Origin of the sequence: Streptomyces sp. NPDC058691, assembly GCF_042714775.1 — a bacterium.
In the GTDB taxonomy this organism is placed as follows: Bacteria; Actinomycetota; Actinomycetes; order Streptomycetales; family Streptomycetaceae; genus Actinacidiphila.
The window spans coordinates 1-24167 of record NZ_JBHXSO010000071.1 but is presented as its reverse complement, the minus strand read 5'-3'; the positions used below and the strand labels follow the sequence as shown (position 1 = coordinate 24167).

General features: G+C 73.2%; 24 protein-coding genes. 11 read left to right on the top strand and 13 right to left on the bottom strand.

All coding sequences use genetic code 11. The features are described from left to right. Window positions 1-39: 39 nt before the first annotated feature. The 6 genes from ACFWVC_RS34010 to ACFWVC_RS33985 all read right to left on the bottom strand — a co-directional run bounded on the left by ACFWVC_RS34010 (window position 40) and on the right by ACFWVC_RS33985 (window position 4871). Entirely contained in the window at window positions 40-660 is a 621-nt protein-coding gene (locus tag ACFWVC_RS34010) for a TetR/AcrR family transcriptional regulator (RefSeq protein WP_384296641.1), read from the bottom strand. A gap of 121 nt (window positions 661-781) precedes the next feature. Beyond that, complete coding sequence (locus ACFWVC_RS34005) at window positions 782-1309, bottom strand: VanZ family protein (protein WP_384296640.1); 528 nt, start codon at window positions 1307-1309, stop codon at window positions 782-784. Continuing rightward, window positions 1306-2016: a DUF3152 domain-containing protein gene (locus ACFWVC_RS34000; protein WP_384296639.1), complete on the bottom strand. Its 711-nt coding sequence runs from the start codon at window positions 2014-2016 to the stop codon at window positions 1306-1308. The genes ACFWVC_RS34005 and ACFWVC_RS34000 overlap by 4 nt, the downstream gene beginning before the upstream one ends. A 102-nt stretch (window positions 2017-2118) precedes the next feature. Further along, a complete protein-coding gene (locus tag ACFWVC_RS33995) occupies window positions 2119-3276 on the bottom strand; it encodes a sensor histidine kinase (RefSeq protein WP_384296638.1) in 1158 nt (385 codons plus the stop codon). Between the two features lie 5 nt (window positions 3277-3281). After that, window positions 3282-3938 (bottom strand): response regulator transcription factor, encoded by a 657-nt coding sequence (locus tag ACFWVC_RS33990; protein WP_319658325.1) that lies wholly within the window; start codon window positions 3936-3938, stop codon window positions 3282-3284. A gap of 213 nt (window positions 3939-4151) precedes the next feature. Further along, entirely contained in the window at window positions 4152-4871 is a 720-nt protein-coding gene (locus ACFWVC_RS33985; protein ID WP_384296637.1) for a TetR/AcrR family transcriptional regulator, read from the bottom strand. A gap of 144 nt (window positions 4872-5015) precedes the next feature. Here ACFWVC_RS33985 and ACFWVC_RS33980 point away from each other — a divergent pair, with 144 nt between their 5' ends. Beyond that, window positions 5016-6239, top strand: a complete 1224-nt coding sequence (locus ACFWVC_RS33980) for a saccharopine dehydrogenase C-terminal domain-containing protein (protein ID WP_384296636.1) — start codon at window positions 5016-5018, stop codon at window positions 6237-6239. Between the two features lie 31 nt (window positions 6240-6270). Here the strand turns inward: ACFWVC_RS33980 and tgmB are convergent, their stop codons facing one another. From tgmB to ACFWVC_RS33965, 3 genes are all read right to left on the bottom strand, one after another. Beyond that, window positions 6271-7203, bottom strand: a complete 933-nt coding sequence (tgmB, locus tag ACFWVC_RS33975; protein ID WP_384296635.1) for an ATP-grasp ribosomal peptide maturase — start codon at window positions 7201-7203, stop codon at window positions 6271-6273. Window positions 7204-7219: 16 nt separating this feature from the next. After that, on the bottom strand, window positions 7220-7411 hold the full coding sequence (gene tgmA, locus ACFWVC_RS33970; RefSeq protein WP_384296634.1) for a putative ATP-grasp-modified RiPP: 192 nt from the start codon (window positions 7409-7411) through the stop codon (window positions 7220-7222). Window positions 7412-7680: 269 nt separating this feature from the next. Then, the gene (locus ACFWVC_RS33965; RefSeq protein WP_384296633.1) at window positions 7681-9213 is read right to left on the bottom strand and encodes a cryptochrome/photolyase family protein; all 1533 of its coding nucleotides are present in this window, start codon (window positions 9211-9213) and stop codon (window positions 7681-7683) included. A 151-nt stretch (window positions 9214-9364) separates the two neighbouring features. Here ACFWVC_RS33965 and ACFWVC_RS33960 point away from each other — a divergent pair, with 151 nt between their 5' ends. Then, entirely contained in the window at window positions 9365-9838 is a 474-nt protein-coding gene (locus ACFWVC_RS33960) for a DUF427 domain-containing protein (RefSeq protein WP_384296632.1), read from the top strand. A gap of 50 nt (window positions 9839-9888) precedes the next feature. Here the strand turns inward: ACFWVC_RS33960 and ACFWVC_RS33955 are convergent, their stop codons facing one another. Beyond that, on the bottom strand, window positions 9889-10776 hold the full coding sequence (locus ACFWVC_RS33955; protein ID WP_384296631.1) for an amidohydrolase family protein: 888 nt from the start codon (window positions 10774-10776) through the stop codon (window positions 9889-9891). Window positions 10777-10878: 102 nt separating this feature from the next. Here ACFWVC_RS33955 and ACFWVC_RS33950 point away from each other — a divergent pair, with 102 nt between their 5' ends. Genes ACFWVC_RS33950 through ACFWVC_RS33935 form a run of 4 tightly spaced genes read left to right on the top strand, consistent with a single transcriptional unit; the run spans window position 10879 to window position 16738 of the window. Further along, window positions 10879-12081 carry a CaiB/BaiF CoA transferase family protein gene (locus ACFWVC_RS33950; protein WP_384296630.1) on the top strand — a complete coding sequence of 401 codons (1203 nt, stop codon included), beginning with the start codon at window positions 10879-10881 and terminating at the stop codon, window positions 12079-12081. Between the two features lie 28 nt (window positions 12082-12109). Beyond that, window positions 12110-13252 carry an acyl-CoA dehydrogenase family protein gene (locus tag ACFWVC_RS33945; protein ID WP_384296629.1) on the top strand — a complete coding sequence of 381 codons (1143 nt, stop codon included), beginning with the start codon at window positions 12110-12112 and terminating at the stop codon, window positions 13250-13252. Between the two features lie 50 nt (window positions 13253-13302). After that, window positions 13303-14517 (top strand): acetyl-CoA C-acetyltransferase, encoded by a 1215-nt coding sequence (locus ACFWVC_RS33940; RefSeq protein WP_384296628.1) that lies wholly within the window; start codon window positions 13303-13305, stop codon window positions 14515-14517. 37 nt (window positions 14518-14554) lie between these two features. After that, window positions 14555-16738 (top strand): 3-hydroxyacyl-CoA dehydrogenase NAD-binding domain-containing protein, encoded by a 2184-nt coding sequence (locus tag ACFWVC_RS33935; RefSeq protein ID WP_384296627.1) that lies wholly within the window; start codon window positions 14555-14557, stop codon window positions 16736-16738. Window positions 16739-16777: 39 nt separating this feature from the next. On the opposite strand, the gene ACFWVC_RS33930 is transcribed toward ACFWVC_RS33935, so the two are convergent. Together ACFWVC_RS33930 and ACFWVC_RS33925 are read right to left on the bottom strand one after the other, a co-directional pair. Further along, on the bottom strand, window positions 16778-17548 hold the full coding sequence (locus ACFWVC_RS33930; RefSeq protein ID WP_384296626.1) for a MerR family transcriptional regulator: 771 nt from the start codon (window positions 17546-17548) through the stop codon (window positions 16778-16780). A 316-nt stretch (window positions 17549-17864) separates the two neighbouring features. After that, a complete protein-coding gene (locus ACFWVC_RS33925; RefSeq protein WP_384296625.1) occupies window positions 17865-19028 on the bottom strand; it encodes a PP2C family protein-serine/threonine phosphatase in 1164 nt (387 codons plus the stop codon). Window positions 19029-19155: 127 nt separating this feature from the next. Here ACFWVC_RS33925 and ACFWVC_RS33920 point away from each other — a divergent pair, with 127 nt between their 5' ends. The 4 genes from ACFWVC_RS33920 (at window position 19156) to ACFWVC_RS33905 (ending at window position 22685) form a co-directional block, all read left to right on the top strand. Continuing rightward, entirely contained in the window at window positions 19156-19653 is a 498-nt protein-coding gene (locus ACFWVC_RS33920) for a MarR family winged helix-turn-helix transcriptional regulator (RefSeq protein WP_384296652.1), read from the top strand. A 230-nt stretch (window positions 19654-19883) separates the two neighbouring features. Then, on the top strand, window positions 19884-21068 hold the full coding sequence (locus tag ACFWVC_RS33915) for a PP2C family protein-serine/threonine phosphatase (protein ID WP_384296624.1): 1185 nt from the start codon (window positions 19884-19886) through the stop codon (window positions 21066-21068). Continuing rightward, entirely contained in the window at window positions 21065-22234 is a 1170-nt protein-coding gene (locus tag ACFWVC_RS33910) for an ATP-binding protein (protein ID WP_384296623.1), read from the top strand. Before ACFWVC_RS33915 ends, ACFWVC_RS33910 begins: the two co-directional genes overlap by 4 nt. Window positions 22235-22238: 4 nt before the next feature. Next, window positions 22239-22685, top strand: coding sequence for a response regulator (locus ACFWVC_RS33905; protein WP_319665948.1), 447 nt, complete (start codon window positions 22239-22241; stop codon window positions 22683-22685). A 40-nt stretch (window positions 22686-22725) separates the two neighbouring features. Here the strand turns inward: ACFWVC_RS33905 and ACFWVC_RS33900 are convergent, their stop codons facing one another. Further along, window positions 22726-23604: a DUF1206 domain-containing protein gene (locus tag ACFWVC_RS33900; RefSeq protein ID WP_384296622.1), complete on the bottom strand. Its 879-nt coding sequence runs from the start codon at window positions 23602-23604 to the stop codon at window positions 22726-22728. 169 nt (window positions 23605-23773) lie between these two features. On the opposite strand from ACFWVC_RS33900, the gene ACFWVC_RS33895 reads away from it, so the two are divergent. Next, window positions 23774-24037 carry a GlsB/YeaQ/YmgE family stress response membrane protein gene (locus ACFWVC_RS33895; RefSeq protein WP_384296621.1) on the top strand — a complete coding sequence of 88 codons (264 nt, stop codon included), beginning with the start codon at window positions 23774-23776 and terminating at the stop codon, window positions 24035-24037. The last annotated feature ends 130 nt before the right edge of the window (window positions 24038-24167 follow it).

The window sequence follows — 24167 nt, the reverse complement described above, 5'->3', positions numbered from 1 at the left end:
GAGGGGCGGGGTATCGGGCGGGCCGCGGACGGCGCCGGGCTACGGGGCGGGCGGAACGTCCGCGACGGGGACGACGCCGAGCACGGGCAGGATCACCGCGTCCAGGTAGGCGGTCAGATAGGCCACCGTCGGGGGCCGGTCCTCGATCACGGCACGGGTGACGAAGGCACCCACGAGCATGTGCAGGAGGTATGCGAGCGCGGGGTTGTCGGCGCGTACCTCCCCGCGGTCGACGGCCCGCCGCAGGACGACGTCGAGCCCCCTGCGTTCCGGTTCGATCATCAACTCACGGAAGGCGCGCAGCAGGTCGGGATTGGCGTGCATCGCCATCGCCAGCCCGCGCATGAGCGCGAAGTCGCGCGCCAGCCGGCTGTCGTCCTCCATCGTCAGCATGGCGTGGAAGTCGCCGCGCAGGGTCCCGGTGTCGATGTCGGCGGCGTGCACCGGCTTCTGGTGCCGCAACGCGGTGGCCACGAGCTCGGCCTTGCCGCCCCACTGGCGGTAGAGGGTCGCCTTGCTGCACCGCGAGCGCGCGGCGAGTGAGTCCATGGTGAGCGCCTCGTAGCCGACCTCGCGGAGCAGATCGAGCACACCCTCGTACAGCTCCGCCTCCCGCTCGGGGGAGAGGCGGGAGCGGCGCTCCACAGCGGCTTCGGACATGGGATCCCACCGATCTAAACGAAACGGTTTCGTACCCGTCCGAGCCTAGGGGAGTGTTCAGCGAAACGAAACCGTTTCGTACGTGTCGTGTGTCACGCCCTCGACGGGAACCCGCGCCGGCTCACGGGCGCCCGAGCGGACGGGTGACCGTGCCGAGGAGCAGTCCGGCGAGGAGGCCGCAGACGTTGTCGGCGATGTCCTGGGCGTCGGCGGCGCGCATCAGCCACACGACCTCGTACTGCACGGCCTCGATGACGAACGGCAGGACAGCGGCCGCGGCCGCCAGCCCCAGGGCCCGCCGTGCCGGCCTGGCCCTGGCGACGGCCAGGCCCAGTGGCACGAACAGCAGCACATTGAGACCGCGCTGGCCGAACCCGGCGAGGTCGGCCGGGCCCGGCAGGGTCCAGTCGGTCGCGAAGGTGCCCGCTCCGAAGCGTCGCATGGCGTTCGGTTCCAGGGTGATGTCCGCCAGCAGTGTGGTCACGGCGATGCCGCCCAGCGCCAGCACCAGGCAGAAGGCGGTGACCGGTCCGGTCCCGAGCCGCCGTGCCGCGCGGCGGGCACACACGCCCGCGGCCACCGACGACAGCAGCGCTCCCGGCCAGAACAGCGGCATCGCGCCCAGCACCCGGACCAACTGCCCCGTCACGGAGCCTCGGGACCGTTGATCGGCCGCCCCTGGGCGTCGTACGGCCACGGGTTGGGCACGCACCCGTGCAGCCCCTTGATCTGCTGCATCATCGCCGGCGCGGGCCGGCCGGGGCCCGGGCAGTCCTGGTGGCCGTGGCCGAGGCGGTGGCCGACCTCGTGGTTGATGATCAGGGCGTGGTAGTCGGCCGGCCGGTTCTTGTAGAAGGGGCTGAGCAGCACCCAGCGCTTGAGGTTCACCACGACGTCCTTGCCGCCGCTGCAGTTGACCTCGCCACCGGTGTCCAGGCCGTACGCGCCGCACAGGCTGTCGGTGGTGTCGGGGGTGGCCAGCCGGACCACGAAGTCGTAGGGCGGCCCGGCCACGCGGCGGAAGACGATGCCCTCCGCGGTCCAGCCGCGCCGGTCGCCCAGGATCCGGTCGACCTCGCGGGCCACGGACGCGGCGGTGTACCCCGTGCCGTCCTCGACCTCCACGGCGTAGCGCAGCGTCCAACTGCCGTGCCCGATCGTCCCCGAGCCGGCGGGGGCGGCGGTGAACCTGCCGTCGCCGTGCTGCGGGACGCGGGGTGATGCGGAACCGTCCAGGGACGAGGAGCCGCCGTGGCCCGAGGCCACGGCCGCGACCCACTCGCGGATGTCCCCCCGCGCCACCACCAGGCCCAGTACGGCGACGAGCACCACCGGCACGGCCAGCCGTCGTGCCATGACGCCCCGTGCGGTCCCCGGCGTCGGTCGATCATCTGTCGGACTGTGCTTCATGCACGCACTCCACACTCCGGCAGGTGAACCGGCGGTGAGTGCCGGAGCTCACGCCCCCTTCACACCGCCGTGGCCATGCTGGGAGGGCAGCGCGACGGTCACCGTCAGACCGCCGCCGGCACGCGGCTCGGCGGTCACGTCACCGCCGTGCGCCTGCGCCACGGCCCGCACGATCGACAGGCCGAGGCCGCTGCCGTGGGCCGAGCCGACCCGGTCGGCGAGCCGGCGGAACGGCTCGAAGAGCACCGGGATCTCGTGCGGGGAGATCACGGCCCCGGTGTTGCCGACGACGATCCGCGGGCCGCCCGGCAGGTCGGTGGAGGTGATCCGTACGAGGCCGCCGCGCGCGTTGTGGCGGACGGCGTTGTCGACGAGATTGCGCACCAGCTGTTCCAGCAGGATGGGGTCGCCGATCACGGGCGCCGGGCCCAGGTCGGACTCCAGCCGCACACCGGCCCGTTCGGCCTCGGGCGCGGCCGCGGTCAGCACGGTGCGGCCGACGTCCGCGAGGTCCAGCGCCACCCGGTCGGTGAGCTCGTCCTCGGCGCGGGCCAGGGTGAGCAGGGCGTCGATCAGCCGCTCGTGGCGGGCGTTGACGGCCAGCAGGTTCTCGCCGAGCCGCACCAGTTCCGCGGTGGCGCCGGGGCGGTTCATCGCCACCTCGACCAGGGTGCGGTTGATCACCAGCGGGGTCTTCAGTTCGTGCGCCGCATTGGCGATGAAGCGTTCCTGCCCCGCGAAGGCGCCGTCCAGGCGGTCCAGCATCCGGTCGAAGGAGTCGGCGAGCCGCTTCACCTCGCCCGAGGGCAGGTCCAGGGCGATCCGGCGGTGCAGGGTCCGGCCCGCGATGCGTTCGGCGGTGGACGTGATCCGGTTGAGCGGCCGCAGCAGCCGGCCCGCGGCCAGCCAGCCCGCGGTCGTCGCCAGCAGGCCCACCGCCAGCACCGTCAGCCCGCCCTTGGCCAGCAGGTTCGACTGCATCGACTCCACGATGAGCGTCTTCGTCACCTCCGACCCCGGGAAGACCTTCGGGCTGAAGGCGAGGTCCAGGCTGAAACGCATGCTGTGGCGGACCAGGATCAAGGACCCCGCCAGCACGGCACCGCCGGCGACGAAGAACAGCAGACCGAAGACCAGGGTGAGCTGGACGCGCAGGCTGCCGCGCCAGGCGCGGCCGGACGGGCGGCGGGACGGCGGTCGGGACACGGCACTCATCGGATCCGGTACCCCACTCCCGTGACGGTCTCCACGACGCCCGGATCGCCGAGCTTGCGGCGCAGCCCGCGGATCGTGACGCGCACGATGGTCGTGAAGGGGTCGATGTTCTCGTCCCAGACCCGCTCCAGCAGCTCCTCGGCCGACACCGGGCCGCCCCGCGCCCGCAGCAGTTCCTCCAGCACCGCGAACTCCTTCCGCGACAGCGCCACGTACCGGCCGTCCCGGTACGTCTCGCGCAGATGCGGGTCCAGCCGGATGCCCGCCCGCTCCAGCACGGGCGGCGTCGCGGTCCGCACCCGCCGGCCGAGCGCCCGGATCCGCGCGACGAGTTCGGCGAAGGCGAACGGCTTCGCCAGGTAGTCGTCCGCCCCGAGGCTCAGCCCCGCCACGCGTTCGGCCACCGTCGTCGACACCGTCAGCATCAGCATGCGCACATCCGCACCGGAGGCGGCCGTGCGCCGGCAGACCTCGTCCCCGTGCACCCGCGGCAGGTCCCGGTCGAGCACCATCACGTCGTACTCGTTGACCCCCAGCCGCTCGAGCGCCGCCTCCCCGTCGTGGACGACGTCCACCGCGAACGCCTCCTGCCGCAGCCCCTCGGCTATCGCGTCGGCGAGCAGCTCCTCGTCCTCGACCACCAGCACGCGCACGCCGCGACCCTCTTCCGTCGGCCTTCCAGGACCCTCCAGTATGCGGAGACGATGTGAACCGGCCGTGAGTCCGCCGGCGGACCCGGGGTTCGGCGGCGTCCCGGCCGAGGTGTCGATCCCGGGCCGCCGCCGGCCGCCCTCTCGACCTGGGGCGGTCCGGACCGCCGACGGCGACCACGACCGCATGACCCCGACCGGGAAGACGCGCCCCTCTCACGTCGCCGCGGCGGCGCGGGCGCGCGTCAGGCGGCGCTCGGCGCTGTCGAGCAGCATCTCCAGCGCGGTGGGGTACGCGCTGCGGTTCATGCGGGCGACCAGCAGGCCGGCGGTGGCGGCGATGTGCGGGTGGGTGCGGGCGGGGAGCCGGGCGTAGGTGGCGCCCCATACGGCGTGGTCGGCCTCGCGGGCGGCCGCGGGGAGGGCGAGGGTGGCCGCGTCGAGGGCGGCGAAGGCGAGGGCCTGGTCGATGAAGGCCTGGTAGACGGCGACCGCGTCGGAGTCGGGGAACCCGGCCGTGCGGAGGATGCCGAGGATGGTCTCGTCCGCGGCGGTCTCATGGGCGCGGCCGGAGACGCGGCCGGCGGTCAGCACGGCCGCCTGGGGGTGGGCCTGGTAGGCGGAGTGCACGCGCAGGCCCAGGTCGCGCAGGTCGGCGCGCCAGGCGCCGGTGCCGTGCCAGCCGTCGACGGCGCGGCCCATGAGGTCGTCGGCGATGGCCAGGACCAGGTCGTCCATGCCCCGGAAGTAGCGGTAGAGGGCGCTGGGATCCGCGCCGAGGGCGGTGCCGAGCCGCCGCGCGGACAGCCCCGCGCTGCCGTGCTCGCGGAGCATGCGCAGCGCGGTGTCCACGATGAGCCGGTGCGACAGGACGGCTCCGCCGCGGGTCGGGCGCCGCCGCCTGCGGTCCGCCTCGGACACCACTTTCTTCGGCACGGCCGCCTCCCTCGCACGCTTCCCGGACGCGGCCGAGCTTATGCCAACACCATTGACGGTAGGAACGGGCGCGGCGTTCCATCAGGCCATCGCTCCATCCCTGCCAGAGGCGGCTGCCGCCTCGGAAACGGAGACTGGTCAGCCATGCGAGTACTGCTTGTGGGAGCCGGCGGCGTGGGCACCGCCATCACCCGGATCGCTGCCCGGCGGGGGTTCTTCGAGGCGATGGTGGTCGCCGACCACGACCCGGCGCGCGCCGAGGCCGCCGTCGCCGCCGTGTCCGCCGGTGGCGACGCCCGGTTCACCGCCGCGCGGGTCGACGCGTCCGACGAGGCCGCGGTCACGGCGCTGCTCACCGCCCACCGCTGCGACGTGCTGCTCAACGCCACCGACCCGCGGTTCGTGATGCCGCTGTTCGGCGCGGCCCTCGCGGCCGGTGCCGACTACCTCGACATGGCGATGTCGCTCTCCCGCCCTCACCCGGAGCGCCCGTACGAGGAGTGCGGCGTCAAGCTCGGCGACGCCCAGTTCGAGCGGGCCGCCGAATGGGAGAAGGCCGGTCGGCTGGCGCTGGTCGGCATGGGTGTCGAGCCGGGGCTCTCGGATGTCTTCGCCCGCTACGCGGCCGACGAGCTCTTCGACACCATCGACGAACTCGGGGTGCGCGACGGCGCGAACCTCACCGTCGACGGCTACGACTTCGCGCCCTCGTTCAGCATCTGGACCACGATCGAGGAGTGCCTGAACCCTCCCGTGGTCTACGAGGAGGGCCGCGGCTGGTTCACCACGGTCCCGTTCAGCGAACCGGAGGTCTTCGACTTCCCCGAGGGCATCGGCCCCGTCAGCTGTGTCAACGTCGAGCACGAGGAGGTGCTGCTGATACCGCGCTGGGTCGACGCCCGGCGGGTGACCTTCAAGTACGGGCTGGGCGAGGAGTTCATCGGCACCCTGAGGACCCTCCACCAGCTGGGCCTGGACAGCACCGGCCCGGTCACGGTGCCGGGGCAGGACGGCCCGGCCCGGGTCAGCCCGCGCGATGTCGTGGCCGCCTGCCTGCCCGACCCCGCCGAGCTGGGGATGCGGATGCACGGCAAGACGTGCGCCGGGACGTGGGTCACCGGGACACGGGACGGCCGGCCGCGCGAGGTGTACCTCTACCACGTGGTCGACAACCAGTGGTCGATGCGCGAGTACGGCTCGCAGGCGGTCGTCTGGCAGACCGCCGTCAACCCCGTGGTGGCGCTGGAGCTGATGGCCTCCGGCGTCTGGACCGGTGCCGGGGTGCTCGGCCCCGAGGCGTTCGCGCCGCGGCCGTTCCTGGAGCTGCTGACCGCCTACGGTTCTCCCTGGAGCATCCGGGAGTCCTGACCCCTGACGGCCTGTCGGGCGGGTGGTGCGGTCAGCCCGTGTCGGGCGCCAGCCAGCCGGCGATCGCGTCCGTTATCGGCTGCCCGGTCGCCAGCTCGACGAAGCCGAACTGGCCGCCCTGATTGCACTCCAGGAACCACCAGGTGCCGTCGCCGTCCTCCGCGAAGTCGAAGGCGCCGTACGCCAGTCCGGCCTCGTCCATGTACGCCCGCACGGCGCGCGCGATCCGGGCGGGTGCCTCGACGGGCTCCCACCGCGCGTCGTCCGGGCTGCCGAAGCGCCCGTCGACCTGATCGGGGCCGGACTTCTTGCGGGCGGTGAACAGCCGGTTCCCCACGCAGGTCAGGCGGATGTCGGCGGTCTTGCTGACGTACTCCTGCAGCAGGGTGGGGCCCGCCGCGACCGCGGAGAAGTCGGCGTCCGGAGCGACCAGGGTGGTCGGCAGGGCCATCGGCGGATTGCCCGGATGTGTGCCGGAGACGGACTTGACCACCAGCTGCGGATGCTGCTCGGCGAACTCCCTTGCCGCTTGCGGGAATGTGGTGATCAGCGTGGCCGGAACCGCGAACCCCGCGTGGTGGGCGGTGAACAACTGCCAGGGCTTGTAACGGGCCTGCGCCGCGGCGGACGGATGGTTCATCCATCGCGCCCGCACGCAGCGCAGGGCCCCGTACAACGCCCGGCCGGCCTCCGCCGACAGCCACTCGGACTGCTCCACGGCCCCGGAGCCCGGTGTGCCGGGTCTGCGGATCCAGATGGAGCGCAGGCTGCTCATGCTCACCAGGCGCTCCTGGACGGACAGGAAGCCGTGCACGTCGCCGCGCACGTACTCGGCCGACATGGACACCTCGCCGGGGAGATCGGCTGGGTCCAGCCGCACGACGGGCGCCCCGCGGTCGTGCAGCGCGGCGACCACCAGGTCGGCTGTCACGTCTCCGGGGGAGGTGAGGATCAGGACGGTCATCGATCTCGTGTGGGGGTCAGTCGTCGAAGTGCGTCTTGGAACCCGCGGTGGAGACGGTGGCGCCGGTGGCGAGCAGCATCCCGTGGTCGCTTATGACGGGACGTCCGTCGGGCAGGACGTTCAACTGGCGCGCGGAGTCGTAGGTGTAGTTGGGGGTGAACGTTTCCGGTGTAGCCGGCCGGGCATGAATCAGCGCGAACGGTCGCATGGCTTCTCCTCACTGTCACTCCGGGCCGGGCGGGTTCCGGGCCCTGCGCCCAACTGCGGCTCTACGTATGAGACTCGCTCGGGAGTCCGAACCGTTCCCTGTTACCGGTGTGACGCAGGTAACTATACGTGCCTGGAGTGCATTGAGTTCGCTACTCTCCGTGACATTCCGACTCTGGTGGGTAGACGGCGGCGCGGCGCATCCCCCTTCGGGTACCCGCTGCGCGGCGAAGGTTGCACACCGTCACAGACGCGCCTCGCGCGAATCCGTCACGGAGGTCCGTCTCCCCGTTCGGCTTCCCGCGCCAGCACGCCGGGAAGGTCGCCGAGCCGGTCCAGCCCCCGAACTGCCTGTGCGGTGCGGTGATTTGCCGCCAGCCGGGTGCGGTGCCGGTGCAGGAAGGACCAGTAGCCGGTGGTGTACGGGCAGGCGCGCTCCCCGGTCCGCTCGGTGGGGCGGTAGGCGCAGCCGTCGCACAGGTCGCTCATGCGGTGGATGTACGCGCCGCCCGAGGTGTACGGCTTGGTGGTCATCAGGCCGCCGTCCGCGAACTGTGACATGCCGGTCACATTCGGCGCCATGACCCAGTCGTAGCCGTCGACGAAGCAGCGGTGGAACCAGTCGGTCAGCTCCTCCGGGTCCCAGCCGCGCTGGAGCGCGTGGCTGCCCAGCACCATCAGCCGCGGGATGTGGTGCGTCCAGCCGGTGTCCCGGACCTGGGCGAGCACCGTCGCCAGACAGCGGGCCCGCACCGCGTCCGCGTCCAGGTCGAGGAACCAGTCCGGCAGCGGGGTGTGGTGGCGCAGCGCGTTGCGGTGCCGGTAGTCCGGCCCGAAGTGCCAGTACAGGTGCCAGACGTACTCCCGCCAGCCGGCGATCTGCCGGACGAAGCCCTCCACGCTGTTCAGCGGCGCCCGCCCGGACCGCAGCGCCCGTTCGGCCCGCTCCAGGCACTCGGCGGGATGGATCAGTCCCAGGTTGAGCGGGGCCGAGAGCAGGCTGTGGCTCATCACCGGATCGCCGGCCAGCATCGCGTCCTCGTGGCGGCCGAAGTCCGGCAGTCGGTGCTCGGTGAAGCGGCGCAGCGCGGCGAGCGCCTCCCGGCGGGTGGCGGCGAAGCGCCGCGGCCCGTCGCGGCCGACGAAGCGCACCAGGCCGTCGCGTTCCCACCGGTCCAGGTCGTGCCGCACTTCCTCGTCGACGGCGTCCTCGTGGGGCCGCCACGGTTCCGGCGCGCCGAGCGAACCGCCGCGGCGGTCGCGCGGCGGGGGCTCCCGGTTGTCGTGGTCGAGGTTCCAGCGGCCGCCCACCGGGTCGTCGCCGTCCATGAGCAGGTCGTGCGAGCGGCGCACCCAGCGGTAGAAGTCCTCCAGTCGCAGCCGCCCGCTCTCCCGGCCGTCCACCCACGCGGCGAAGTCGGCCGACGGCACCAGGAAGCCGCGATCGGGCAGCACCTCGACCCCGTCCAGCGCCGTCACCAGGCCGAGCGCGGCGCGCGAGGTCGGACGGCAGACGGTCACCGGCCCCTTGCCGACCGCCTTGCGCAGTCCCTCGCGATAGGTCTCGGCGCGTACGTAGTGGACCCGGTCGCCGAGTTCCGCGGCGCGGTGGCGCATCGCCGAGAGCACCAGGTGCGCCTTCGCCCGGTGGAAGCGGCGGCGCGCGAGGACCGAGCGGGCCTCGATCATCACCACGGGCGCCCCGGGATCGGGACCGCCGCCGGCGGGGTCGAGGAAGTGCGGGCCCAACTGGTCGCCGAACAGCCAGTGCGGGCGGGGCGTGCGGGGCGTGCGGGGCGTCATCGGGCTGCGCTCCCGGAGGGTCGCGGGCGTATCGGGGGAAATCATGACGTACCGCATGTGCCTTCGGCCGCGCGCCGCACCGCCCGAACGCGTGCGCGGGAGTACAACGGAGGGGAAGGACCGGGGGGCCGACCCGAACGAGGAGCGTGCCGTGCCCGCGCCGAAGGAGTCCGTCTGGGAGTACCCACGACCGCCGGCCGTCGAGGCAGTCGCGGAGCATGTGCGTGTCGAGTACGCGGGCCGCGTGGTGGCCGACACCCGGTCCGCCTTCCGCGTACTGGAGACCAGCCACCCTCCGGTCTACTACTTCCCGCCGGACGCGGTGCCCGCGGGGCTGCTGCGGCCCGCCGCCCGGCGCACGCTGTGCGAATGGAAGGGGCAGGCCGCCTACTGGGACCTCGTGGCGGGCGACCGGGTGTCCCATGAGGCCGCCTGGAGCTATCCGCGGCCGCTGCCCGGCTACGAGGAGATCGCCGGTTTCCTCGCCTTCCATCCCTCCCGCGTGGACCGCTGCCTGGTGGACGGTGAGACGGTCGTCCCGCAGCCCGGCGGCTATTACGGCGGCTGGATCACCTCACGCCTGACCGGCCCCTTCAAGGGCGCCGACGGAACGGCCGGCTGGTGACCCGGCACGACACGAGCGCCAGCGCCGCGACCGCCGCGACCGCGGGTCCTTCAGCGGCCGAGCCCGAACAGCCGGGCCCCGTTGTCGTGGAGCACGCCACGCACCCAGGCGTCGCCGAGCCCCAGCTTGGTCACCGCCTCCACGGCCTCCAGGTAGGAGTAGGGGATGTTGGGGAAGTCGCTGCCGAACAGCACCCGGTCGCCCAGGTCCGCGAGCCGTCCGCGCAGCCCTGCCGGGAAAGGGGCGGTGGTCTCGGCGAAGTCGGTGAAGGCCATCGTCGTGTCGAGGTGCACGCCGGGGTGACGGGCCGTGAGGTCCAGGAAGTCCCTGTACTCGGGCATGCCCATGTGGGCGACGACCAGGCGCAGCCGCGGGTGCCGGGCCAGCAGCCGGCGGATCGGCTCCGGGCCGGTGTGGCGACCGGGCACCGGGCCCGACCCGCAGTGCGTGACCACGGGGACGCCGGCCTCGGCGAGCAGTCCCCACACGTCGTCCAGCAGAGGGTCGTTGGGGTCGAACCCGCCCACCTGGACATGGCACTTGAAGACCCGGGCACCGGACTCCACCGCCTGCCGCACGTAGTCCGCCGCCTCCGGTTCCGGGAAGAAGGTCGCGGTGCGCAGGCAGTCCGGCGTGCGCGCGGCGAAGTCCGCGGCCCAGGCGTTGAGCCAGGCCGCCATGGCCGGCTTGTGCGGGTAGAGCATCGAGGTGAAGGCCCGGACGCCGAACGAGCGCAGCGCCGCGACGCGCTCCTCCTCGTCCTCCCGGTACGCGATGGGCCACGGACGTCCGGTCAGCGGGCCCACGCCGTCGAAGTACGCCCACACCTTGGCCAGCACGCGCTCCGGCATGAAGTGCGTGTGCACGTCCACGATCCCCGGCAGCCGCAGCTCCCGCCAGAGGTCCTTCACCCGTACGTCGTCATCCGGCCGTGCCACGTCGGTCACCCCTTGTCACCCGCTCCGGGTCTCCATAGCATCATCAGTGTTACACCATTACTGTCATGTCCCGCCGAAGAGGCCGAAGAGGCCGGAGGAACGATGGCCGAGGGACGAACCGGGAGCCGGGCCGGGGAACGCACGGACCCGCCCGGAACGGACGCCGTCCCCGCGGCGGGCGGCCCGCTCGCCGGGGTGCGCGTCGTGGAGCTCGCCGGGATCGGACCGGCCCCCTTCGCCGCGATGCTCCTGGCCGACCTGGGCGCCGACGTCGTCCGCGTGGACCGGCCCGGCGGCCCGCGGCTGGGCGTCGACCCGGACCACGACGTCACCAACCGCAACAAGCGCTCGGTCGTCGTCGACCTCAAGGACGCGGGCGGCGCCGCGCTCGTCCTCGACCTCGTGGAGCGGGCCGACATCCTGCTGGAGGCCTACCGCCCCGGCGTCGCCGAACGCCTCGGTGTCGGCCCGGCCGACTGCCACGCCCGCAACCCCCGCCTCGTCTACGGCCGGATGACCGGCTGGGGCCAGGACGGGCCGCTGGCCCCGGCGGCGGGCCACGACATCGGCTACATCGCCACCGCCGGCACCCTCGGCATGATCGGGCCCGCCGGCGGGCCGCCCGCCGTCCCGGCCAACCTGCTGGGCGACTACGCCGGCGGCTCCCTCTACCTGGTGACCGGCGTGCTGGCCGCGCTCCACCACGCCCGCGCCACCGGCGCGGGCCAGGTCGTGGACGCCGCCATCGTGGACGGTGTCGCCCACCTCGGCGCGATGATCTGGGGCATGCTCGCCGCGGGCGCGTGGCAGGACCGCCGCGCCGCCAACCTGCTGGACGGCGGCTGCCCGTACTACGCGGTGTACGCGACCTCCGACGGCGGCTGGATGACTGTCGGCGCCCTGGAACCCGCCTTCTATGCCGAGTTCGCCCGGCTGCTCGGGCTGCCGGACGACGCGCCCGACCGCGGCGACCTCGCCCGCTGGGACGAACTGCGGTCGCTGATCGCGGAGCGCTTCGCCACGCGTACCCGCAAGGAGTGGACCGAGGTCTTCGAGGGCAGCGACGCCTGCGTCGCGCCGGTACTGTCGTTGTACGAGGCGGCCGAGCATCCCCACCTGGCCGCCCGTGCCACCTTCACCACGACCGGGGGCATCACCCAGCCCGCCCCGGCCCCCCGTTTCTCCGCCACCCCCGCGAGCCTGCGCCGGCCCCCGGCCCGGCCCGGCGCCCACACCGCCGAGGTCGCCCGCGACTGGGACGTCCCGGCGCTCGCCCCCGGGGCCGGCCGGCGCCCCCGGCCCTGACCACGACGTCCCTCCGAAGGCAGGCAGCATGCAGCGCGAGCTCTTCACGGCCGAGCACGAGGCGTTCCGGGCCACGGTGCGGACCTTCCTCGCCAAGGAGGTCCTGCCGCACCACGACCGGTGGGAGAAGGCGGGCATCGTCGACCGCGAGGCGTGGCTCGCGGCCGGCCGCCAGGGACTGCTGGGCCTCAGCGTCCCCGAGGAGTACGGCGGCGGGGGCACCGGCGACTTCCGCTACGCGGCCGTCCTGGCCGAGGAGTTCGCCCGCGCCGGGGCCCACGGTCTCGCTCTCGGCCTGCACAACGACATCGTCGGCCCGTACCTGACGGGGCTGGCCACCGAGGAGCAGAAACGCCGCTGGCTGCCGGGCTTCTGCAGCGGCGAGACCGTCACCGCCATCGCCATGACGGAGCCGGGGGCGGGCTCCGATCTCCAGGGCATCCGCACGACCGCCGTGGACGCGGGCGACCACTGGATCCTCAACGGCGCCAAGACCTTCATCTCCAACGGCATCCTCGCCGACCTCGTCGTGGTGGTCGCCCGCACCACCCCCGAGGGCGGCGCGCGGGGCCTCAGCCTGCTGGTCGTCGAGCGCGGCATGCCCGGCTTCGAGCGCGGACGCAACCTCGACAAGATCGGGCAGAAGGCGCAGGACACCGCCGAGCTGTTCTTCACCGATGTGCGCGTGCCCAAGGAGAACCTGCTCGGCGCCGAGAACCAGGCGTTCTTCCACCTGATGGCCAACCTCGCCCAGGAGCGCCTGGGCATCGCCGTGGCCGCGGCGGCCGCCGCCGAGCACCTGCTGGAGATCACCACCCGGTACGTCAAGGAGCGCGAGGCCTTCGGCCGCCCGCTCGCCCGGCTCCAGCACATCCGCTTCGAGATAGCGGAGATGGCGACCGAGTGCGCGGTCACCCGCGCCTTCACCGATCGCTGCGTGACCGAGCACACCGCCGGCCGGCTCGACGCCGTGCACGCCTCGATGGCCAAGTGGTGGGCGACCGAACTGCAGAAGCGGGTCGCCGATCGCTGCCTGCAACTGCACGGCGGCTACGGCTACATGGCCGAGTTCCCGGTGGCCAGGGCGTTCACCGACGGCCGCATCCAGACCATCTACGGAGGCACCACGGAGATCATGAAGGAGATCATCGGCCGCTCGCTGCTGGACTGACCCGCACGGCCCGTACGTTCCCCACCACCCTCACCGAAAGGCATCCGACGTTGAGCACCGAAGCCTACGTCTACGAGGCCATCCGCACCCCGCGCGGGCGCGGGAAGGCCAACGGCTCCCTGCACGGCACCAAGCCCGTCGACCTGGTCACCGGGCTCATCGACGAGCTGCGGCGCCGCCTGCCCGGCCTCGACCCGGCCGCGATCGACGACGTCGTCCTCGGCGTCGTGACCCCGCTCGGCGACCAGGGTTCCGACATCGCCAAGACCGCGGCGATCCTCGCCGGTCTGCCCGAGACGGTGGCCGGCGTCCAGGAGAATCGCTTCTGCGCCTCCGGTCTGGAGGCCGTCAACATGGCCGCCGCCAAGATCCGCTCCGGCTGGGAGGACCTGGTGCTCGCCGGCGGCGTGGAGTCCATGTCCCGCGTCCCCATGGGCTCCGACGGCGGCGCCTGGGCCATGGACCCGATGACCAGCTACACCACCGGCTTCGTCCCCCAGGGCGTCGGCGCGGACCTCATCGCCACCATCGAGGGCCTCAGCCGCCACGACGTGGACACCTACGCCGCCGAGTCGCAGGCCCGCGCCGTGGAGGCGTGGAAGGACGGCCGCTTCGACCGTTCCGTCGTCCCCGTCCTGGACCGCAACGGGCTGGTCGTCCTCGACCGCGACGAGCACATCCGTCCCGGCACCACCGCCGAGAGCCTGGCCGGTCTCAAGCCGTCCTTCGCCACGATCGGCGAGGCCGGCGGCTTTGACGCCGTCGCCCTGCAGAAGTACCACTGGGTCGAGCGGATCGACCACGTCCACCACGCGGGCAACTCCTCCGGCATCGTCGACGGCGCGGCCCTGGTCGCCATCGGCAACAGCGAGACCGGCGAGCGCTACGGACTGACCCCGCGCGCCCGCATCGTCTCCGCCGCCGTCTCGGGCTCCGACCCCACCATCATGCTCACCGGACCGGCCCCCGCCAGCCGCAAGGCGCTCGCCAAGGCCGGGCTCACCATCGACGACATCGACCTCGTCGAGATCAACGAGGCCTTCGCCGCCGTCGTCCTGCGCTTCATGCGGGAGATGGGCCTGAGCCACGACAAGGTCAACGTCAACGGCGGCGCCATCGCGCTCGGCCACCCCCTCGGGGCCACCGGCGCCATGATCCTGGGCACCCTGATCGACGAACTGGAGCGCCGCGACCAGCGGTACGGACTCGCCACGCTGTGCGTCGGCGGCGGCATGGGCATCGCCACCGTCGTCGAACGCCTCTGACCTCCTGTCCCGCACCCCGCAACGGAGCCGACCGAACATGACCGCTCTTCCGACGAACACCACCATCCGCTGGGAGCAGGACGAGACCGGCGTCGTCACCCTCGTCCTCGACGACCCGAACCAGTCCGCGAACACCATGAACCAGGCCTTCAGGGAGTCCCTGCGGGCCGTCGCCGACCGCCTGGAGGCGGAACGCGAGAGCGTCCGCGGCGTCATCGTCACCTCCGCCAAGAAGACCTTCTTCGCCGGCGGCGACCTCAAGGACATGATCAAGGCCGGGCCCGAGGACGCCCCGCAGATCTTCGAGGCCGGCATGGCGATCAAGCGCGACCTGCGCCGCATCGAGACCCTCGGCAAGCCCGTCGTCGCCGCCGTCAACGGCGCCGCGCTCGGCGGCGGTTACGAGATCGCGCTGGCCTGCCACCACCGGGTCGCGCTCGACGCGCCCGGCTCGAAGATCGGGCTGCCCGAGGCCACGCTCGGCCTGCTGCCCGGCGGCGGCGGCGTCGTGCGCACCGTCCGGCTGCTCGGCATCACCGACGCGCTGCTGAAGGTGCTCCTGCAGGGCACGCAGTACGACCCGAAGCGCGCCTTGGACAACGGCCTGATCCACGAGGTGGCCGCCGACCGCGACGACATGCTCGCCAAGGCACGCGCCTTCATCGACGCGCACCCCGAGTCGGCGCAGCCCTGGGACACCAAGGGCTACCGCATCCCCGGCGGCACCCCCAGCACCCCCGCCTTCGCCGCCAACCTGCCCGCCTTCCCGGCCAACCTGAGGAAGCAGCTCGCCGGCGCGCCCTACCCGGCCCAGCGCAACATCCTCGCGACCGCCGTGGAGAGCGCCCAGGTCGACATCGACACCGCCTTCACCATCGAGACCCGCTACTTCACCGAACTGGTCACCGGCCCGATCGCGAAGAACATGATCCAGGCGTTCTTCTTCGACATGCAGGCCGTCAACTCCGGTGCCAGCCGCCCCAAGGACGTCCCGGCCCGCACCGTCACCAAGGTCGCCGTCCTCGGCGCCGGGATGATGGGCGCGGGCATCGCCTACTCCTGCGCCAAGGCGGGCATCGAGGTCGTCCTCAAGGACGTCACCGCCGATGCCGCCGAGCGCGGCAAGGCGTACTCTGCGGGCCTCCTCGACAAGGCCCTGGCCAAGGGCCGTACGACCCAGGAGAAGCGCGACGCGCTGCTCGCCCGGATCCACCCCACCGCCGACCCGCAGGACCTGGCGGGCTGCGACGCCGTCATCGAGGCGGTCTTCGAGGACCCGGCCCTGAAGCACAAGGTCTTCCAGGAGATCGAGGGCGTCGTCGCCCCCGACGCCCTGCTGTGCTCCAACACCTCCACGCTGCCCATCTCCCTGCTCGCCGAAGGCGTGCAGCGCCGCGAGGACTTCATCGGCCTGCACTTCTTCTCGCCGGTCGACAAGATGCCGCTGGTGGAGATCATCAAGGGCGCCCGCACCGGCGACGAGGCGCTGGCCCGCGCCTTCGACCTGGTCCGGCAGATCCGCAAGACCCCGATCGTCGTCAACGACTCACGCGGCTTCTTCACCTCGCGCGTCATCGGGCACTTCATCAACGAGGGCGTCGCCATGGTCGGCGAGGGCGTGGACCCCGCCACCGTCGAGCAGGCCGCCGCCCAGGCCGGCTATCCGGCCAAGGTCCTCTCGCTGATGGACGAGCTGACGCTCACCCTGCCCCGCAAGATCCGCAACGAGTCGCGCCGCGCGGTGGAGGAGGCCGGCGGCACCTGGCAGCCGCACCCCGCCGACGCCGTCATCGACCGCATGGTCGAGGAGTTCGACCGCCCCGGACGCAGCGGTGGGGCCGGCTTCTACGAGTACGTGGACGGCAAGCGGACGGGCCTGTGGCCCGGACTGCGCGAGCACTTCACCCGGCCCGGGGCGGCGGACGTACCCTTCGAGGACCTCAAGGAGCGCATGCTCTTCGTCGAGGCCCTGGACTCGGTGCGCTGCCTGGAGGAGAACGTCCTCGTCTCGGTCGCCGACGCCAACATCGGCTCCATCCTCGGCATCGGCTTCCCCGCCTGGACCGGCGGCGTCCTGCAGTACATCAACGGCTACCCGGGCGGCCCGGCCGGCTTCCTCGCCCGTGCCGAAGAGTTGCGGGCCGCCTACGGCGAGCGCTTCGCGGCGCCGGAGCTGCTGGTGCGCAAGGCCGAACGCGGTGAGACCTTCACCGACGGCTGACCGCCACGCCCCGGGGACCGCGTCCGCGGCCCCCGGGGCTCACTTCTCCGCGGTGCCCGGCCCGGCCGCCGTGACCCGCAGTTCCTCCGCCAGCGACCGCTGGAAAGCGGTGACCAGGGCCTGCACGACCATCGGCTGAAGATCCTCGGTGAGGCCGCGCATCCGGGCCCGCTCCTCCCGGTCGGGCTCCCCGGCCACGTACGGCTGCCACACCTCGCGCTGGAAGAGCCGGTGCAGTTCGTGCGCGACCGCGCGGGCGTGCTTGAGCACGATCTCCCGGGTGGCCAGCACCGTCTCCAGCGGGATCGGCACGTCCAGCAGGCGCACCCCCAGGTGCAGCATCGCCGGGTTGACCAGCAGGACGTCCGGGTCGGCGGTGGGGTGCAGCACACCCATCGCGGCCAGCCGGTCCAGGTCGTGGGCGCTCAGTTCCCGTCCGGCCCGCTGCTCCAGCCGGGCGCGCGGGACCTCCTCCGCGGTGTCCGGCATCCAGGTGGCCACCAGCGCCCGGTGCAGGGCGAGGTCCTGCGGGGTGATGTCGCCGGGCAGCTGGTCCAGATAGCGGCCGATGGCGGCGAGGGTCAGCCCCTGGTGCTGCAACTCCTCGATCAGCGCCAGCCGCGCCAGATGGTCCGGCCCGTAGAGCCCGACGCGGCGCGAGCCCAGTTCCGGCGGCGGCAGCAGACCCTTGGCGCTGTAGAAGCGGACCGTGCGGACGGTCGTCCCCGCGCGCGCCGCGAACTCGTCGACCGTCAGGCGCGGTTCGTCCGCCGCGGGCGCCTCCTGGCGCGCGGCGCGGGACTGCGTCATGCGCGGGATCTCGCTCTCTCGCTCGCCGCCCTGGTCATGACACCAGTATGACCGGTCGGCCACGCCGCCGTCGGCCGTTGCCGCAGCGTACGGCCCGGTTCGCGCAGGGGACCGCCGGGGGGCGCCGGGCCGCCGACCCCGATCACCCGCACCGGCTGCGGCGGCAGCGCGGTGAGCCGTTCCGTGGTGCGCATCCCGACCCCGGCGCGCCGTCACATGCCGTGGCGTCCCGCACCACCCCGCCGTGGCTGCCCACAAGCGGCGGGTCCGCCGTACGTGTGCGTGCACGTCGGCGTGCGGCGGACCCCGCCGGCGGTCATTCCCAGTCCAGGCACAGGACGAGCGCGTCGTCCTCGGCGTCCGGCACCACGCGGTAGTCCGGCAGTTCGCGCAGGACGGCCCGGGGCACATCGGTCGGCGGCACCAGCCGGGTGGCCAGTATCGCCCGCGCCAGGGCCTGTTCGCCGTACGTCTCGCCGGACGGGGAGGCGGTCCCGTACACCCCGTCGCTGACGACGACGAGCCGGTCGCCGGAGCGCACCTCGAACCGCTGGACGACGTACGGGGTGTCCTCGAACATGCCCAGCGGCAACTGCGGCTCGAAGGGGACGGCCTCCACCGCTCCGCCGCGCAGCCGGTACACGCGCGGCGACCCGGCGTCGACCACGTCGACGACGCCCGTGGCCGGCTCGAAGCGCATCAGCAGCACCGACACGTAACTCCCGCCCCGGTACCGGGCGAAGACCGCCTGGTCGGCCAGTGCGGCCTGGTCGGCGAGCGGCACGCCGGCGCGCCGCGCGTTGCGCAGGGCGTTGACGGTCAGGCTGGTCAGCAGGGCCGCTTCGATGCCCTGGCCCATGCCGTTCGTGACGGTCAGCGTCAGGTCGTCCGCGGACGCCGACCAGTCGAAGTTGTCGCCGTGGATGTCGTACGCGGGTTCCAGCTGGGCGCCGAGCGCGTATCCGGGCCGGGCGAGCGAGTGCCCGGGCAGCAGCTGCCACTGGATCTCGGCGGCGAGGGTGAGGCGGTCACGGCGGCGGGCCCGCAGATACAGGTCGGTGTCGCGGTCGGCGACCAGGATGTGGTGGCCCAGCATCTCGGCGATCTCACCGAGGTCCTCGACCGTGTCGCCGTACGAGGCGCCGGGCTCCGCGGCGAACCCGGCGCTCAGCACGCCGACGCGGTCGCCGCGCACGCTCACCGGCAGATGCAGCAGCACACCGCCGGCGACGGCCTCGGTGACCGGCTCCTGCGCCCCGAACGCCCGGCCCGCGGGACTGCCGGCGATCCGCACGGCGTCGTCGCCGCCGGGCGAGGCGCCCACCGGCTGGAGCACGGTCTGGCCGTAGTCGGCCAGCAGGACGTCCACGGAGCGCGCCCCGTAGTGCTGCCGCAGGATCCGGCGGACGGCGCCGGGGAGGGCGTGGGGAGCGGAGGCGCGCAGGGCGCGTTCGGCGGCGTGAAGAGCGGAGGTGTTCACCGGTTCGCTGGGGTCCTTCTGGGAGGAGAGGAGGGTCGGTTACCGTGGCAGGGCCGAGGGGAGCCGTGATGTGTACCCCTATATCCGTTTCCTGCCCGCTCCGGGCGCGAGACATGACGCCCAGGAGATGACCTTGTCCTCGAGTCGCCCGCCCGGCCGCGACGTCGTCGCCGAGGCGTCGTCGATGGTCGAGGCGCTGGAGGTGCTCTGGGGGCGGGGCCGGGACGCGGGGGACCCGCCCGTCCCGCCCTCGCAGCTGCGCCTGCTGTTCGCGCTGGAGGGGAACGAGGGCGTCAACCTGCGTACCCTGTGCGACGTGCTCGGCGCCGCCCCGCCCGCGATGAGCCGGCTCTGCGACCGGCTGCAGGCTGTGGGATACCTCACCCGGGACATCAGCCCGACCTCGCGCCGCGAGGTGCGCCTGTGGCTGACCCCGCGGGGGGCCGCGCTCCTCGGCGAACTGCGCGAACGCCGTGAGCGGGAACTCGCCACCGTCGTCGCCGCGATGCCCGACCGGGCCCGCCGTGCCCTGCTGGAGGGCCTGGCCGCCTTCCGGGACGCCGCGGCCGCCACCGGGCTCGGCGCCGCCCCCGCCGTGACGGAAGGACGGAGCCACAGCGCGTAGGCGCGCACCGCATCCTCACTTCTTGAACGGGCTGTTCCCGGCCCGGGTGTGCTGCGTGTACTTGTTGCGCGGTATTAATGTTGCCAAACGGCAATGATCGAAGTGATCGGCAGTGTCGCGAAGGCCGCCCGGCCAGGGTGTCCTTCGCGTACGATCCCATCGCCCCGCACGGGGCACCACTGGGGTGGGGAGACGATGTGGAAGGCAACACCCTGACTCCGTCTGGGGGGTTGATCCCCAGACCGGGTGACAGCACGGGCCGGCGGCTTGCCGTGCTCCTGGTCGAGGACGACGCCGGCGACGCCCTCCTGGTCGAGGAACTGGTCGCCGACAGCGGCGTGCCGGTCGACCTGCGGTGGGTACGCTCCCTCGCCGAGGCCGGCGACGCCCTCGCCGCCCTCCCCGCCGACTGCGTCCTGCTCGACCTGCACCTTCCGGACGGCCAGGGGCTGGCCGCCCTCGGCAGGGCGCTGTCCCTCACCCAGCGGGCGGCGGTCGTCGTGCTCACCGGCCTGGCCGAGGAGCGCACTGGGCTCGCGGCGGTGTCCGCCGGCGCCCAGGACTACCTCGTGAAGGGGCGCGTGGAGCCGGAGCTGCTCGGCCGCGCACTGAGGTACGCGGTGGAGCGCAAGCAGTCCGAGCGCGCCGCCGTCGCGCTGCGCGCCAGCCAGATGCGGGCCGAGGAGAACGCCCGCCTGGAACGCGGTCTGCTCCCGCTGCCGATGCTGCGCACCAAGGACGTCACCGTCACCACGCGCTACCGCCCCGGCCGCGCCGACGCCCTGCTGGGCGGCGACTTCTTCGACGTCGTGGAGACCGCGGAGGGCGTCGTCCACGCGGTCATCGGCGACGTCTCGGGCCACGGCCCCGACGAGGCCGCGCTCGGTGTGGGTCTGCGCATCGCCTGGCGCACCCTCGTCCTCAGCGGCGTCCAGGGCGAACGCCAGCTGTCCCTGCTGGAAGAGGTGCTGGTGGCCGAGCGCGCGGCGCCCGAGATCTTCGCCACCGCCACGGTTCTCAGCCTCAGCCCGGACCGCCGCAGCGCCTCGGTGTGGCGGGCCGGCCACCACGGGCTGCTGAGCAGTCTGCCGGAGGGCGCCGTCGAGTACGCCGAACCCCCCGGTGGTCCTGCCCTCGGCATGATTCCCGGCACCGGGAAGTGGCCGGAGGGCCGGCTGGACCTGCGCCCCGGGCAGGCCCTCACGCTCTTCACCGACGGGCTGTTCGAGGGCCGCAGCGGCGACGGGCGGCTGGGCGAGGCCGGACTGCTGGCGCTGGCCAGAGAGCACGCCGCGCTGCCGGCGCCGGAGTTCGTCGACACCGTCATCGACCGGGCCGAGTCGCTGGCCGCCGGGCACGGCGGCTTCGACGACGACGTCGCGGTCGTCCGCCTCGACTGGGACGTCACGTCATGACCGCCACGCGGCTCACCCACGCGGGCCGGATCGTCCTCGCCCCCGCCGCCCTCGTCGTGGTGGTCGGCGCGGTCGCCGGCGTCGCCCCCCACCAGCACTCGCGCGCCGGTGCCGCGCACCCCCCGGCCGGGTACGCGGTGGCCGCCGGCAGCCCCGTATTCGCGCCGCCCCCGATCCGGCCGGCCGCGCGCCAGGTTCCGGGGGCCGCCGTCCCGCCGCGCACCACGGCCGCCGCCCAGCAGGACCGCGCCGGACTGACCTTGCCCTACTGGGCGGTCGCGGCCGTGCTGGCCGTCCTCCTGCTCGCCGCGGCGGGACTCGGCGTCCTCGTGCACCGCAGGGCCCTGCGGCAGCTCGCCCCGCTGCGCGACGCCCTGCGCGAACTGGAGGGTTCCCGCCGGTCCTCCGACGCCGAACTGGCAGAGTCCCGGCTGCGGGAGGAGCAACTGCGCGGCGCCGGCAGCGAGCTGCAGCAGTTCGCCTACGTCGCCTCGCACGACCTGCGGGAACCGCTGCGCAAGGTCATCTCCTTCTGCCAGTTGCTGGAGAAGCGCTACGGCGACCGCCTCGACGAACGCGGCCTGCAGTACATCGCGTACGCGGTCGACGGCGCCAAGCGCATGCAGGTGCTCCTCGGCGACCTGCTGGCCTTCGCACACTCGGGCCGGCCCGACGAGGGTGACGTGGTGGTCGCGCTGGACGAGTCGCTGGACCAGGCACTGGCCAACCTCGCCGTGCCGATCGAGAAGTCCGGCGCCGTGGTCGAGCGGCCGCCGGCCCTGCCCCGGACGATCGGCGACGCGACGCTCCTGACGATGCTCTGGCAGAACCTCCTCGGCAACGCCGTCAGCTTCCGCTCGCAGGAGCGCGCACCGCGGATCCGCATCACCTCGGACGGCCCGGACGAGGACGGCCTGCTCGGCTTCGCCGTCACCGACAACGGCGTCGGCGTGCCGGCGGCCTACGCCGAGAAGGTCTTCGGGGTCCTGCCGCGCCCACGCGAGGGGGAGCCCCGGAGCGACGGCAGCGGCATCGGTCTGGCACTCTGCAAGAAGATCGTGGAGCACCACGGCGGCCGGATCTGGCTCGACCCCGTGCCACGTGAGGGCACCCGCATCCGCTTCACGCTGCCGGCCGCCGAGCGGCCCGCCCCATTGGAGGACTGACGCCTTGACCGTGCCGCCCCAACCCGAACCGATCGTCGTCCTCCTGGTCGAGGACGACGCGGGCGACGAGCTGATGACCCGTGAGGCCTTCGAGGAACACAAGATCCGCAACGTCCTGCACGTCGTCCGCGACGGCGAGGAGGCGCTGGACTTCCTCCACCGCCGCGGGCAGCACGCGGACGCTCCCCGGCCGGGTCTGATCCTGCTCGACCTCAACCTGCCGCGCTACGACGGCCGCGAGGTGCTGGCCGATGTCAAGGCCGACGCCTCGCTGTGCGACATCCCGGTCGTCGTCCTCACCACCTCCGAGGCGGAGGAGGACATTGTGCGCAGCTACAAGCTGCACGCCAACGCCTATGTCACCAAGCCCGTCGACTTCGAGCGGTTCATCGAGGTCGTCCGGCAGATCGACGACTTCTTCGTCACCGTGGTGAAGCTGCCGGGGCGCTGACCCGCCGACGGCCGGGGTCGTCCCGTCCGGCCGCCGTCCCTCACAGGTCGCGCCAGCGCGCCATCGCGCCGGAGAAGAGGCCGAACAGGATCAGGCCCACGGCGACCGCCGCCAGGAGCCACGGCCCGGCGGGGGTCTCGCGGAACGTCCTCAGGGTGTCGTCCAGCCCCTTGGCCCGGCCGGGGTCGAAGCGCACCGCCGCGACGACGGCGAAGCAGCCCGCGGCGGCGAACACCACCCCGCGGCTCGTGCCCCCGCCCACGCCCAGGGCCTCGACCACCTTGCGGGTGCGCGGCGACATGGCGCCGGTGCGCAGGTGCTTGCGGAAGCGGCGCATGATCGCCCGTACCGCGATCCAGACGCCCGCCCCCACCAGGACCAGGCCCGCCGCGCCGACCAGCCAGCGGCCCATCGGCCAGCCCAGCACCTCGGCGGTGACGTCCTTGGAGGCCTGGTCGCTCGAACCGCCTGAACCGCTCGAACCGCCTGAACCGCCCGATCCGCCTGAACCGCCCGACCCGCCTGAACCGCCGCTCACCGCGAAGGTCGCCACCGAGTAGGTGACGAAGCCGTAGAAGACCGCGCGGGCCCCCGACTGCACCCGCTTGGACGCCTTGTCGCCGTCCGGCCCGGCCGCCCCGAAGGCGGCCTCGGACAGCCGCCACAGCGTCATCCCGGCCAGCCCCACCGTCAGGGCCCACACCAGGAAGCCGCCGAGCGGCTGAGCCGCCAGCTCGGACACCGCGCCACCGCGGTCGGCCTGCTGCGAGGAGCCCTCGAAGGCGATGCGCAGCGCCAGGATGCCGGTCAGTACATAGATCACCCCACGGGCCGTCAGCCCCGCGCGTGCGCCGGCCCGGATCGCCCGCCGCCCCCCGCTCCCGGGCCGCACCGCTGCGGCTGTTCCCGTCGTGACCATCGCCGACCTCCCTGCGCCGAAGCTGTGTTCCCCCGGCTGCCCCGTCCCCGGAGGGCGAAACAGCGGGGGCGATGACCCGGGAGCCCGGCTGCGTGGACCCGCCGGGTCGGGGTATCCGGATGGACGCAGACAAACATTCGAACGCGGAGTCGCGAGGGTTGGGGTAGGGATGGAGATTTCGAGCATCATCAGTGCGATCGTGATCGGCCTGGTCATCGGTCTGCTGGGACGCCTGCTGGCGCCGGGACGGCAGCCGATCGGGGTGCTGTGGACGATCGTCGTGGGCATCGTCGCCGCGTTCCTCGGCAGTGCCATCGCCGCGGGGCTCGGTGTCGCGGACACGGACGGCGTCGACTGGATCGAGTGGCTGATCCAGATCGCCCTCGCGGCCGTGGGTGTGACGGCGCTGGCCAGGACCCGGCTGGCGCGCTGACGACACGACGGTCCGGCCGCCCCATGACGGGGCGGCCCGGCCCGCGGGCGGGGGGCCGCCGATTGAATGGAGGCCGCACGGGGGTGTGGGTTATAAACAACAACGCCCCCCCCAAACCCAGCCGGAAGTG